Source organism: Thermodesulfobacterium sp. TA1, from assembly GCF_008630935.1.
GTDB lineage: Bacteria > Desulfobacterota > Thermodesulfobacteria > Thermodesulfobacteriales > Thermodesulfobacteriaceae > Thermodesulfobacterium.
Window position 1 is genome coordinate 1,019,101 of sequence record NZ_CP043908.1, and the last position, 12,088, is coordinate 1,031,188.

Annotated in this window: 12 protein-coding genes; all 12 read right to left on the reverse strand. The window is 35.6% G+C overall.

Annotated elements, in window-relative coordinates; translation table 11 throughout:
* Positions 1 to 9 precede the first annotated feature (9 nt).
* The 12 genes from F1847_RS05215 to F1847_RS05270 are packed head-to-tail and all read right to left on the reverse strand — an operon-like array spanning position 10 to position 12,088.
* Entirely contained in the window at positions 10 to 537 is a 528-nt protein-coding gene (locus F1847_RS05215; RefSeq protein WP_150072032.1) for a shikimate kinase, read from the reverse strand.
* Positions 530 to 1,813 carry a 3-phosphoshikimate 1-carboxyvinyltransferase gene (aroA, locus tag F1847_RS05220; RefSeq protein ID WP_150072033.1) on the reverse strand — a complete coding sequence of 428 codons (1,284 nt, stop codon included), beginning with the start codon at positions 1,811 to 1,813 and terminating at the stop codon, positions 530 to 532. The genes F1847_RS05215 and aroA overlap by 8 nt, the downstream gene beginning before the upstream one ends.
* Complete coding sequence (locus F1847_RS05225) at positions 1,800 to 2,639, reverse strand: shikimate dehydrogenase (RefSeq protein WP_150072034.1); 840 nt, start codon at positions 2,637 to 2,639, stop codon at positions 1,800 to 1,802. Before F1847_RS05225 ends, aroA begins: the two co-directional genes overlap by 14 nt.
* Before the next feature lies 1 nt (position 2,640).
* Positions 2,641 to 3,348: a type I 3-dehydroquinate dehydratase gene (gene aroD, locus F1847_RS05230; RefSeq protein ID WP_150072035.1), complete on the reverse strand. Its 708-nt coding sequence runs from the start codon at positions 3,346 to 3,348 to the stop codon at positions 2,641 to 2,643.
* 3 nt (positions 3,349 to 3,351) lie between these two features.
* Positions 3,352 to 3,942 (reverse strand): IMP cyclohydrolase, encoded by a 591-nt coding sequence (locus F1847_RS05235; protein WP_150072036.1) that lies wholly within the window; start codon positions 3,940 to 3,942, stop codon positions 3,352 to 3,354.
* Positions 3,943 to 3,971: 29 nt separating this feature from the next.
* Positions 3,972 to 5,156, reverse strand: coding sequence for a 12,18-didecarboxysiroheme deacetylase (ahbC, locus tag F1847_RS05240; protein WP_150072037.1), 1,185 nt, complete (start codon positions 5,154 to 5,156; stop codon positions 3,972 to 3,974).
* An 11-nt stretch (positions 5,157 to 5,167) separates the two neighbouring features.
* Positions 5,168 to 5,524, reverse strand: a complete 357-nt coding sequence (locus F1847_RS05245) for a PleD family two-component system response regulator (protein WP_150072038.1) — start codon at positions 5,522 to 5,524, stop codon at positions 5,168 to 5,170.
* A 4-nt stretch (positions 5,525 to 5,528) separates the two neighbouring features.
* Complete coding sequence (locus tag F1847_RS05250; RefSeq protein ID WP_150072039.1) at positions 5,529 to 7,151, reverse strand: AAA family ATPase; 1,623 nt, start codon at positions 7,149 to 7,151, stop codon at positions 5,529 to 5,531.
* A gap of 42 nt (positions 7,152 to 7,193) precedes the next feature.
* Positions 7,194 to 9,551 (reverse strand): primosomal protein N', encoded by a 2,358-nt coding sequence (priA, locus tag F1847_RS05255; protein WP_150072040.1) that lies wholly within the window; start codon positions 9,549 to 9,551, stop codon positions 7,194 to 7,196.
* A gap of 6 nt (positions 9,552 to 9,557) precedes the next feature.
* Positions 9,558 to 10,442, reverse strand: a complete 885-nt coding sequence (locus tag F1847_RS05260) for a UTP--glucose-1-phosphate uridylyltransferase (RefSeq protein ID WP_150072041.1) — start codon at positions 10,440 to 10,442, stop codon at positions 9,558 to 9,560.
* The gene (locus F1847_RS05265; RefSeq protein ID WP_150072042.1) at positions 10,439 to 10,915 is read right to left on the reverse strand and encodes a hypothetical protein; all 477 of its coding nucleotides are present in this window, start codon (positions 10,913 to 10,915) and stop codon (positions 10,439 to 10,441) included. Before F1847_RS05265 ends, F1847_RS05260 begins: the two co-directional genes overlap by 4 nt.
* A gap of 9 nt (positions 10,916 to 10,924) precedes the next feature.
* The gene (locus F1847_RS05270; protein WP_150072043.1) at positions 10,925 to 12,088 is read right to left on the reverse strand and encodes a type IV pilus twitching motility protein PilT; all 1,164 of its coding nucleotides are present in this window, start codon (positions 12,086 to 12,088) and stop codon (positions 10,925 to 10,927) included.

Consider the following 12,088-nt stretch of genomic DNA (forward strand, 5'->3'; position numbering starts at 1 on the left):
TCCTTTCTCCTAATTTTTAAATCTACTAAAACGGTCTAAAATAAAACTTTTTATCTCTTCCAAAGAAAGCCTTTCTGTATCTACGGTCAGGTCGGCAAACTCCTGATAAAGTGGCTCTCTAAGGGTTAACACCTGAACTACCTCAGTAGTCAAATCCTCTGAAGTAAGTTTTGGTCTTTCTTCTAAGGTTTTTTCATCTTTTAACATTCTTTCTATAATGATTTTAGGAGAAGCTCTCAGCCATACTACAAAAGACTTTTGTTTTAAAGCTTTAATTTCTTGTTGATGTAATATCCCTCCTCCACCTAAAGAAATAACCACTTTGCTCTTCTCAACCAAGGACTTTATAACCTCTTTTTCAATCTCCCTAAAATGTTGCCAACCCTTCTCTTCTACCAGTTTTCTTATCGTTTTTCCAGAACGTTTTTGTATCTCCTGGTCTGTATCGATAAAGTCCCAGTTTAGAACCTCACTGAGAAGTTTACCTACCGTGGTCTTTCCTGTAGCCCTAAAACCTATAAGTAAAATTTTATCCATAAAGCTTTTCAAAATATTCCCAAAAACTCGGGAAGGATTTGCTTACACAACCAGGCTTTAATATCCTAATTCCTCCTGTCTTTAAACCTAAAACCGCAAATGACATCGCTATTCGATGGTCATCATAAGTTTCTATTTCTGCAGGTAAAAATTTTTCTTTACCTTCTATTATTGCTCCATCAGGAAGCTCTTGAGCATTAACCCCTAATTTTTGCAATTCGGTAACCATCGCCTTTATACGGTCTGTTTCTTTAAACCTTAAATGAGGAGCTCCCTTAAGCACTGTCTTTCCTTCTGCTACCGCCCCCAAAACACACATCGTAGGAAAAAGGTCAGGTGTATCTCTTAAATCTATCTCTACTGCCTTAGGCCTTCCTTTAAAACTTACCTTTACCCCTTTAGGATTAACAGGTTCTACTTGAGCCCCCATTTTTTTGATAAATTCTAAAAACTTGGTATCCCCTTGTTTAGAATAAAAGTTGTAATTTTTAACCCAAACCTCACCTTCACCTAAAATTAAAGGAAGGGCTAAAAAATATGAAGCACTTGAGGTATCAGCTTCGATTTCATAAACCTTAGGGGTATATCTACCATGCCCTACCTTAAAATAACGGTCTTCAGCATAAACCTCAACCCCAAACTCTTTCATCACCTCTAAGGTTATCTCTACATAAGACCTTGATAAAAAAGGACCTTCTATTAGGATTTCAATCCCATTGGGTAAATAAGGTCCTATCAGCAGCAAAGAAGACACAAACTGACTGCTTACATCTCCTGGTAAACTAATAACCTCAGACCTTAAGGCACTTGCGTTTACCTGCACAGGAAAGTACCCTTCTTTTTCTAAACACTTAACCTCAGCGTTTAGCCTTTTTAAAGACTCGATTAAGTGTTTAACTGGCCTTTCATGAAGTCTTGGTTTTCCATAAATTTCTATAAAACTCCCTTTTCCCAAACAGGCATAACTTAGAAAAAATCTCGAACCAGTACCGTTGTTTCCTAAATAAACCTTAGCCCCTGAAAGCAAAGGAGGAAAACCCCCTCTAACCTTCCAAACTTTATCTTTCTCAATCTCATCAAACCCTACGTTAGTGGCTGCTAAAGCTCCTTTTAAAAGTAAAGTGTCTTCACTAATCAAAGGGTTTATCAAATGAGAAGTGCCCTCTGCCAAAGAGGCACAAATTAAAGCCCTTTGGGTCAAACTTTTAGAAGAAGGAAGTTCTAACTCTATTTTCTTAAAATCTTTTAATGGGTAAATCTCTTTAATCTTTGTCATCTAAACCTTGTCTCCTTTTTATCTCTGCATAGAGTTCTTTTTTAATAAGGTCTAAACTTTCTGAAGGTAAAGTCTTTTGAGACCAAATTTTAAGCTGTTCAATACCCTGATAAAACAACATCAGCAGTCCATCTATAGTCTGACAACCCACTTCCTCAGCATAAGACAAAAAAGTAGTTTTTAAAGGAGAATAAACCAAATCCATCGCTACCTTAAATCTTGCCAACACCTCTGGTCCAACCACACTTACTTTAGAGTTTAACCCTACGCTGGTAGTCTGGATTATAACCTCTCCTTCTGCCTTCTCTAATTCTTCCCAAGGTTTAGCTATTACAGAAAACCTCTCGGCTAATTCTATAGCCTTCTGATAGGTTCGATTATAAACTATCACTTCTTTTGTTTCAGCCTTTTTCATGGCATAAATAACTGATTTTGCCGCTCCTCCTGCACCAACCACCACTACCCTTTTATTTTTCAAACTCACACCGTTAGTTTCAAAAGCCTTTAATACCCCTATCCAATCGGTATTAAACCCTAAAAGCTTTCTGTTTTCCATTACCACCGTATTGACCGCCCCTATTTCAGAAGAAATATCATCTATAACATCCAAGTAATTGATAATACGTTCTTTATGAGGAACAGTTACAGAAAGCCCTTTAATCCCTAAAGCCTTTACTCCCATAACCGCCTTTTCTAAATCTTCAGGTAAAACTTCAAAGGTTCCATAGACAGCTTTAAGGCCTAAAAGTTTAAACCCCAGGTTATGGATAATCGGAGAGAGGGAATGTTTTACAGGATAACCTATCACTCCATAAACATTATACATTTTATACCTTATCCTCGTCAGGTTTAGGTAGATATTTTATAAGGTTAGAGTAAATGGTTTTTGCAGTTAAAAGGTCAAGTTGTCCTGGAGCTACTATCTCCTCTTCTGAAGGAGCAACATAGGTAAAAGGTGAGCCTGCTAACAAACATAAAACCCTACTTAACCTGCCTTCCTCTCCCATAGCAAAGGTTACAAGGTCTATCCCTATCTCCTTAGCAAAAAGTATCAAATCTAAAAGCCTTAACCCATCGTCAAAAACCTTACCCATCGTTACGATTTTAGCCTTTTTAATACCTCTTTCTTTCATCTGGAATAACATCTTTTTTAAATATCCTTTCTCAGGGGTTCGGTTAAAATTATGATACGATACTAAAATTTTCTCGTATTTAGAATTAGTTAAATTAAAGTCTTTATAATTTTTCTTCAAAAATCTCCATTCTATGTCTACCAGATAGAAAGGCTGTTGTAAGGCCCATAAAATCCAGTCTAAATAGGCCTGGGTAGATATTTTTTTTCTTCCACCTTCTTTGTGGCTCCTAAAAGTGAAAATAAACTTAAAAGGATAGGTTAAAACCTTTTGTAAAGCCTCTTTTGAAGGGTTTTCTAAGGCATCTACTCTTAATTCGAAAAGTTCGGTTAACTCTGATAAACTTTCTATCCTTTTAAAAATTTCATCTACGTTCTTTTCTGCTAAGGTAACGCAGAACATCTCTTATACATGAAACTTAGAAAGGTATTCAAAGATGGTTTGATCATACCTACTGGTTAAAGCAAAAACTTTTTTGGCAAGCTCAAACCTGGTTTCAAGGGTTGTATTGCCATAGGTTTTTATCTCTTGAAGAACCTTTTCATAGTCTTGAGGGTCTACCACCACCGTAACATAATGAAAGTTTTTAGCAGAAGCCCTAAGTAAAGTAGGTCCTCCTATATCGATGTTTTCTATAGCCTCCTTTAGGTCTCCTCCCTTCTCTACCACCTTTTCAAAGGCATAAAGGTTTACTATCACTAAGTCTATAGGTTTTATTTTAAGTTCTTCTATCGTTTTTATGTGTTCTGGGTCGTCTCTTTTAAAAAGGATGGCTCCATGTATATGGGGATGTAAGGTTTTTACCCTTCCTTCTAAAATCTCAGGAAAACCGGTTATTTCGCTAATCTCTACCACCTTTACTCCGCCTTCTCTTAAAACCTTAGCCGTGCCACCGGTAGAGACGATTTCTATACCTAAACCTTCAAGCTCTTTGGCTAATTCTACTATTCCCCTTTTATCGGTTACACTGATTAAAGCCCGTTCTATTTTATTCATAATCAGAATCTCCTTTTTAAGGCAGTTTTTTAGGCTATACCTATTTCTTCATCGGTTAGATAGCAGGCTGGGTCAGGAGCCCACACATCTCCTGTAACCGCCTCTGCCCTTACTCTAAAATTTCCTCCGCACACCTCTAAAAACTTACAGACGGCACATCTACCTTTAACATGCTTTTTCTTTTCTTTTAATTTAGCCATCAGAGGGTCTGAAAGATCTGTCCAAATCGTGCTAAACGGTCTTTTTCTCACATTTCCAAAGGAATAGTGTCTCCAAAACTGGTCTGCATGCACCTCTCCATCCCAAGAAATACAGCCTATACCTACCCCACTATTGTTACCTCCGTTCATCTTAAGAAGTTCATAAACTTCTTCTGCCCTTGGATTGCCCTCTCTTTTCATTCTAAGATAAAGATATGGACCATCTGCGTGGTTGTCTACCGTCAAAACCTCTACTTTATGTCCTTTATCGTGTAATTCTTTGGTTCTGTCTATGATATAATCAACCCAATACCTGGTTTCTTTATGGTCCAAATCCATTTCTATTAAATTGCTACCTCTTCCTGCATAGACTAAATGATAAAAACATATCCTTGGAATAGCCAGTTCTTCAACCAAGTCAAACACCTTAGGGATTTCTTGGGCGTTAAGTTTGTTGATGGTAAACCTTAGCCCTACTTTTATTCCTTCTTTTTTACATGTCTCTATAGCAGAGATCACTTTATCAAAACACCCCTTTACCCCTCTAAACTTATCATGCACTTCCCTCCAACCGTCAAGACTAATCCCTACATAGGAAAGTCCAATTGTTTTTAGTTCTTTAGCTAAAGCTTCATCTATCAAAACCCCGTTGGTAGAAAGCACTGCCCTCATCCCTAAATCTACGGCTTTTTTTATTAAGTCTAAAATATCTGGTCTTACCAAAGGTTCTCCTCCAGAAAACAAAACTACCGGTACCCCAAAATGAGCTAAATCTTCAAGTAATGCCATACCTTCGGTTGTAGTAAGTTCGTCAGGATGGGGGTTGTTGTCTGCTTTGGCATAACAATGTATACACCTTAGATTACAAGCCTTGGTGACATTCCATACCACTACTGGTTTTTTGTCTTCAGAAAACTGCAGAAGATGGGAGGGAAGTTTTTTTGAATGTCTACCATACCTTAAAGGGTCGGACGCTTCTATGGTCCCACAATAAAGCTTGGAAATACCTATCATTTCTTAAACCTCTATTTTTTTATATACTTTAAAACTTTATTTAAAAATTCCTCTTCTTTAAAAGGATAAACTAAAATGTCATCACAACCACAATCTTTAGCTTTAGTCTCTTCTTCCTTTAACGGCACTTTACAAACCCCTAATATAGGGATGTCTTGAGTTTCTGGAGAGGATTTTAAAAGTAAGGTAGTAGCAAATCCGTCTAACAACGGGATGTCCTTTTCTAAAACTATCAACTTTGGTTTTTCTTTTTTAGACAACTTAAGAAGAGTTTCTCCGTCTTCTATCAGTTTGTATTTTAGTTTAAGCTTCTCTAAAACCTCTTTTAATCTATTAAATAAATCCTCAGAAAGGGCTAAGTATATCATATTCCTAAATCATCTTATTTTTTAAGATTTCTTCGCAAAATTTTTCTGGATTTTTAAAAGCTTCTGGAGTTATAACTACGTGGTTTATACCTAAAACATCTCTTAAATAAACGAGTTCATCTTTTAAACGAGACATTATCTTGTCACAAAGGCTAAAAACTCCAACCTCTTTTTTTATAACTCTTTCGATAATAAGGTCTATAGCTTCTTCAGAAAATAAAATCCTTAATTTATACCTATTTTCAAAAAACTTTTCATAGTTCTTAATTTGCTGCCAAACATAAAAAAGCCTTTCCCAAACCTTTATAGGCTCTATAGCCCAACTTAAGTAAAAACTAAAAAGTAAATTTACCCTTTTTGGGGTTAAATCAAAAGATTTATCAACCCAAAAATCATTCTTTGAATTTAAATAATCTTTAAACCGCCCTTCTTCTTCCAAAAGGGCAGTCTTAAAGTTAACCATCCAACGTTCGTTTTTAGGAGAGGATAACATAGCTTGAAGGATTCCCTCAGGGTCTTTTACCAACTCTTCGGTTACCCCTAAATATTTTAAACCTTTAGAGGATAACACCCTTTCATAAGGGATTAAAACCCTTTCTAAAACCATAGCCAGGGCCCTTGCTCCGGTGTTTTCTTGAGAGGCAAGCCGTGCAATTTCTTTCAGAGCTCCGTTAGTAAAAGCTAAGGTTATTCCATAGACATTAAAATCCTTTTTTTTATTTAAAACTATAGGGTTATTAGGATTAGCCAAGATTTCAAAAAGGTCTTCTTCAGAAAGAGGATCAAAAACCACGATTACCGGAAACCTTCCTACAAACTCTCTTTCAAAACCATAGTTTACTAAGTCTTCAGGCGAAACAAACTTTAGGTAATTAATCTTTTGGTCTATTTTTTCCTCTAAGTCAGAAAGAAAACCCATTTTCTGTTTTCTTAATCTCTTTTTGATAATTTCCTCTAAACCTTGAAAAGCCCCGCTTGCTACAAAAAGCACATGCTTAGTGTTTAAAACTAACTTTTTTTTACGGTTTTTTTCAAAAAAATCTTTATGGTTAAAACTTTGCCCTACCTCTGGGGGCAATTTTATTTCTACGGTAGTTTCTTCTAAAGGTTTTAACAAGGCCCTTTGTACCCCTGTCCGAGAAACATCAGGTCCTATGTTTTCTCCGGTTGAGGCAATTTTGTCTATCTCGTCTAAAAATATCATTCCATAATGAGCTTTCTCTAAGTCTCCTTCAGCCTCCCAATAAAGTTCTCTTATCAAGTCTTCGATATCTCCTCCTACATAACCAGTCTCACTAAACTTTGTAGCGTCTCCTTTTACAAAAGGCACCCCTATTTTTTTAGCTATCAGTTTCATCACATAGGTCTTACCAACTCCTGTAGGACCTATGATAAGAAGGTTGTTTTTGACAAAATCAAACTCCTCGTTTCTTTTTAAAACATAATGTTTAATCTTTTGAAAATGGGTGCAAATTTTGGTAGAAATAACAGCCTTAGCCTCTTTTTGTCCTACTACATAGTCATTTAAAAAACTTTCAAGTTCAAGGGGTTTAAGGTCAAACTCATAGATGGAAGAGAATCTCTCAGAAGATAATTTTTCCAATTTCAATTTAGAACTTTTAATCATACTTAAAACTATAATATATGCCTTTTTTTTAAAATGTAAACCTTATAAAAGGTCTTCAGGGTCGATATCATAGGTTAATTTTATCCCTTTTAAACCAAAACGAACCAAAAAAACCTTTAAAAGTTGATTAATCTTTTTATAACTTTCCGCTTTTAATATAAGATGCCAACGATAAAAACCCTTTAATTTTCTAAGAGGACAGGGAGAAGGTCCTATTATCTTTATACCTTCCAAACCCTCTTCTTCTACGATAGCCTCTAAAATTTCCTTAGCCTTAATACCTCCTAATTTTACCAATTCTTCTTTAATACCTTCTATTTTGATAACCGCCATCCTCACAAAAGGTGGGAAGCCAAAAGCCCTCCTTAACTCTATTTCTTGGTGATAAAAACCTTCATAGTTCTGGGTTAGGGCATAATTTATCACATAATGTTCCTCTAAAGTAGTCTGAAAAAACACCTTACCTCTTTCAGCCTTTCTTCCTGCTCTCCCTGCCGCCTGAGTAAGCAACTGAAAAGTCCTTTCATTAGACCTATAAGAAGGTATAAACAAACCCTCTTCAGCCCTTAAAACCCCAACCAAACTTACTTCTGGAAAGTTATGTCCATGTACCCCCATTTGAGTGCCTACGATGATTTTAGGTATGGGCTGGTAAATTTTTTCCATCACTTTTAAAAATTTTTTCTCAGTATTTATACTATCTCGGTCTAACCTTACCACCTCTACCTCTGGAAAAAATTTTTTCAACTCTTCTTCAACCCTTTCGGTTCCTGCTCGATAAAACTTTAGATTAGTTCCTTTACAGTTAGGACAGACAAGAGTTTTGGTTATTTCAAAACCACAATAATGACATAAAAGGCTTTCCTCTTCTTTATGATAGGTAAGAGGAATACCACAATTAGGGCATTGCCATAAATGAAAGCAATCTTCACACCTTACCAAAGGGGCATATCCTCTTCGGTTAAGGTATAAAAAAACCGACTTTCCCCTTGCAAGTTCTTCTTCTATGGCTTGCTTCAGCGTAGCAGTCACTAATTTAAAGCCAGGATTTTTTATAAGTTTTATCTTAGGAAGTTGAGTATAAGGACGGTCTTTTAAAACCAAAAGGTCATATTTCCCTTCTAAAGCCCAATAAAAGCTTTTTACACTTGGGGTAGCTGAACCCAAAATTACCGGTATGTTCTCCATTTGCCCCCGTATCAAAGCAAGGTCTCTGGCATTATATTTACAAGTAAGGTTTTCTTCTTTATAGGAATGGTCGTGCTCTTCATCCACTACTATCAAACCCAAGCCTTCTATAGGAGCAAAAATAGCAGACCTTGCACCTACCACAATTTTTACCTCTCCTTTAACTATCCTTTGCCACTCCTTAAACCTTTCACCATTAGAAAGACCACTATGAAGAACAGCTATGTCAGTTGTAAAATGCTTAAGCAATAACATTTCCATGTAAGTGGTCAGAACAATCTCTGGTACTAAAACCAAAACCCTTTTCCCTTTAGCTAAAACCTCTTTTATCGCCTCTAAATATATTAAGGACTTTCCGCTTCCTGTAACACCAAAAAGTAAAATGGGCCTAAAACCTCCTGTATCAATTCTTTCTTTAATTTTCAAAAAAACACTTCTTTGTAATGGGGTCAAACGATAAACTTCAGGCACAGACATAAAAATCGAAACCTTCCTCATTTTTGGATATTCAACCCGTTCTAAAATCCCTTTTTTTATTAAAGTATTCACCTCCTTAGCCGGAAAGAGATTCTTTAAAACTTTCTCAGGAACTTCTTTTAAACTGCTTATATAATGTAAAATTTTATTATTTTCTATATCTTTTTCTTCTAAAGCTGGGTTTAATCTAATAAAAACTTCTTTAGGTAGTTTTACTTCAGGAAAATAATATTGAATTTCTAAAAATCCCTGTTTTTTCCATTTTAGTAATTCTTTTGAAGAAACTTTGGCTTTTCTTAAAAAAGTTTTAAACTCATACCCCTTAGTTTTTATCAAAGAACAAACCTCAGGAAGTTCTCCTTTTTTTAAAGCTTCTTTACCGAGAGGTGTTAGAAAGATTCTTTTTTTAGGAAGAATAAATGTTCCAGAAGGTAGAGCTGTTTTATATACCAAACCTAAAGGACATAAATAATAATTGGCTATCCATTCAAAAAAGGGGAAAATCTTAGGTGGAACTATAGGTTCTTTGTCTATAATCTCTTCTATTTCTTTATAGGTAAACTTTGAATTTTTGAGGTTCTCTTCTTCTACTGGTTCACAACTAAGAACGATCCCTATTAATTTAAAGTTTTTAAAAGGAACGATGCACCTTATTCCAGGAATGATAAAACTATGACTTAAATAAAAAAAAGTTTGATTTAAAGGTAAAGGAAGGACTACCTCAACAAGGTACATCAAAAGTTAAATTTGGAAACGTTTTTGGCAAAAACTCTTTAAAACATCCTCAAGTTTTGGGTCTTTACAGGCGTAATGAAGGATAGTTTTAAAAAATCCCTCTCTATTTCCTGTATCAAATCTTATCCCTTTAGACAAATAAGCATAAACCTCATGTCCCTCATCTACCATAAGTTGTATAGCGTCAGTCAGCTGGTACTCTCCGTTAACCTTAGGTATTCTCTTTAAATAATCAAAAATCACCGGGTCAAAAATATAGCGCCCTATGATAGCAAGGTTAGAAGGTGCCTCTTCAGGGGCAGGTTTTTCTACTACGTTTTTTATTCTTATAAGGTTTTCTTCTACTTTTTCCCCATCGATAATCCCATATCTTGAAATATGTTCCCAACTTACCTCTTCTACCGCTATAAGACTTACTCTTGAAACTTTAAGAGATAAACTTTGATAAACCTCTAACATCTGCTTAAGACAAGGTGGGTCTGCGTCCACCAGGTCGTCTCCTAATAAAACAGCAAAAGGCTCTTTTCCTACAGCTTCCTCTGCCATCAAAATGGCATGTCCTAAACCCTCAGGGACTTTTTGTCTAACTTCTATAAGATATTTTATCTTTTCTTCTACCTCTTTTACCTTTTCTAAGAGGTCTGTTTTTCCTCTTTCTTTAAGAAAACTTCTTAAGTTTAGATCAATATCAAAATAATCTATGATTTTTCCCTTTCCTTGAGAAATGATAAAAATCAACGTATTAACCCCAGATTGAATGGCTTCATCTATTACGTATTCTACGGTGGGTCTTTCTATAACCGGTAAAAGCTCCTTAGGCACTACTTTAGTAATCGGAAGCATTCTTGTTCCAAGTCCTGCCACAGGAAGAACAGCTTTTCTTACCTTCATAACCACCTCTCCAAATTTTTTTCAAAAAGATAATTCTGAATTCTCTTGAAATAATTATAAACCTCTTCCCAATAAGATAAGCTTTTATTATAGACTGTCTCAAATTCCTTTAAATGTTGGGGATTTAAAATTAAGTTAGCACTCCATAGGAAGGTTTTTTTAGGGTCTAAGGTCTCTGCCTCAGGACAAACATAAATCAGTTCAAGTTCTCTTCTTAATTCTATTGAGATTTTAAAATCCAAAAATTGCTTTAATTCTTTAGCCTCTTCTAACGAATTAACCCCTATCACCACGACTTTTAAAAGTTTGTTTTTTATCCAAAACACCAAATCTTCTTGATTTTTAGTCTCTCTTATTGTATAACCTTTATGTTTTTCAAACCATTCTGCTATAGGCTGAAAAGAAATTGGAAGTTTCCAAAAGAAAGCTACTATCGGCTTTTGTAAAAACAGATCTGAAGTCTCAACTACCATACCAACCTCTTATTTTACCCCTTTGCCTCCAAGCTCTAAATAAGTAGGCTCTTCTTTCACCTCTCTTCTCTTTTTAATAAGGTCTATTTGTCTTCCTACTATATCCTTTCTTAAGGCATGATATACCGCTAACTCTTCCTCAATAAGATTTTTTTCATAAAGCTCAATAAGATGTTGATCAAAGGTTTGCATCCCAAAAGGTTTTCCCTGGGTCATGGCATCATAAAAAGTTTTACCCTCTGACTCGCCTGTAAGTATGATTTCTTTTACCCTTAGGTTGTTATAAAGGATATCAAAAACAGGAATCCGTCCTCCTCCTATTTTAGGTAAAAGTTTTTGGCCTATCACCCATCTAAGCGAAGAGGCAAGCCTTTGTCTTATAAAATTTTCTTCATCAGGAGGATAAAACCCTATAACCCTGTTAATGGTTTGCGAAGCTCCTATGGTATGTAGGGTTGAAAACACTAAATGTCCGGTTTCAGCCGCCATAAGGGCTATATCCATGGTTTCTCTATCTCTTATCTCACCTACCAAAATAACATGAGGGGCTTCTCTTAAAGCTGCCCTAAGTCCCTCAGCATAAGAGCTAAAATCAGTCCCCAATTCCCTTTGGTTAATGGTCGCTTTTATAGGTTGATGGAGGTATTCTATAGGGTCTTCTAAGGTTAAAATATGCACAGGCTGGGTCTTGTTGATTTCGTGAAGAATGGCTGCTAAGGTAGTGGTTTTACCTTGTCCGGTAGCTCCAGTAACCAACACAATCCCAAATTTTTCTTTGGCAATCTTATAAAATACCTCAGGAAGGCCCCATTCATCTATACCCTTAACCCTACTGTCAAGCTTTCTCATGATGATGTTATAAGTCTTTTGACGAGAAAAAACGTTTACCCTAAACCTTGTATTATCATCTAAAAAATAAGAAAAATCTGCATATCCATCCTTAAAAAGTTTTAAAAAAAGCTGAGGATTGTCTTTTAAAAGATTAAAAGCTATAGCTTCAGTTTGAAAGGGAGTTAATCTGTCTACATAAAAATCTTCTAAAAAAACGTTTTTCATCGTTCCATAGACCATTACCTGAAAAGGATAACCTGAAAGGATAAAAACATCAGACACTCCTGGCTCTACATTAACCAATCTAAAAAACAAGTCTTTTATATCAAAATCTGTCAACAT

What these genes read in the sequence shown, in the direction of transcription:
- F1847_RS05215 (WP_150072032.1), bottom strand. Translation starts at nt 537, where the DNA reads ATGGATAAAATTTTACTTATAGGTTTTAGGGCTACAGGAAAGACCACG.
- aroA (WP_150072033.1), bottom strand. Translation starts at nt 1,813, where the DNA reads ATGACAAAGATTAAAGAGATTTACCCATTAAAAGATTTTAAGAAAATA.
- F1847_RS05225 (WP_150072034.1), bottom strand. Translation starts at nt 2,639, where the DNA reads ATGTATAATGTTTATGGAGTGATAGGTTATCCTGTAAAACATTCCCTC.
- aroD (WP_150072035.1), bottom strand. Translation starts at nt 3,348, where the DNA reads ATGTTCTGCGTTACCTTAGCAGAAAAGAACGTAGATGAAATTTTTAAA.
- F1847_RS05235 (WP_150072036.1), bottom strand. Translation starts at nt 3,942, where the DNA reads ATGAATAAAATAGAACGGGCTTTAATCAGTGTAACCGATAAAAGGGGA.
- ahbC (WP_150072037.1), bottom strand. Translation starts at nt 5,156, where the DNA reads ATGATAGGTATTTCCAAGCTTTATTGTGGGACCATAGAAGCGTCCGAC.
- F1847_RS05245 (WP_150072038.1), bottom strand. Translation starts at nt 5,524, where the DNA reads ATGATATACTTAGCCCTTTCTGAGGATTTATTTAATAGATTAAAAGAG.
- F1847_RS05250 (WP_150072039.1), bottom strand. Translation starts at nt 7,151, where the DNA reads ATGATTAAAAGTTCTAAATTGAAATTGGAAAAATTATCTTCTGAGAGA.
- priA (WP_150072040.1), bottom strand. Translation starts at nt 9,551, where the DNA reads ATGTACCTTGTTGAGGTAGTCCTTCCTTTACCTTTAAATCAAACTTTT.
- F1847_RS05260 (WP_150072041.1), bottom strand. Translation starts at nt 10,442, where the DNA reads ATGAAGGTAAGAAAAGCTGTTCTTCCTGTGGCAGGACTTGGAACAAGA.
- F1847_RS05265 (WP_150072042.1), bottom strand. Translation starts at nt 10,915, where the DNA reads ATGGTAGTTGAGACTTCAGATCTGTTTTTACAAAAGCCGATAGTAGCT.
- F1847_RS05270 (WP_150072043.1), bottom strand. Translation starts at nt 12,088, where the DNA reads ATGTTGACAGATTTTGATATAAAAGACTTGTTTTTTAGATTGGTTAAT.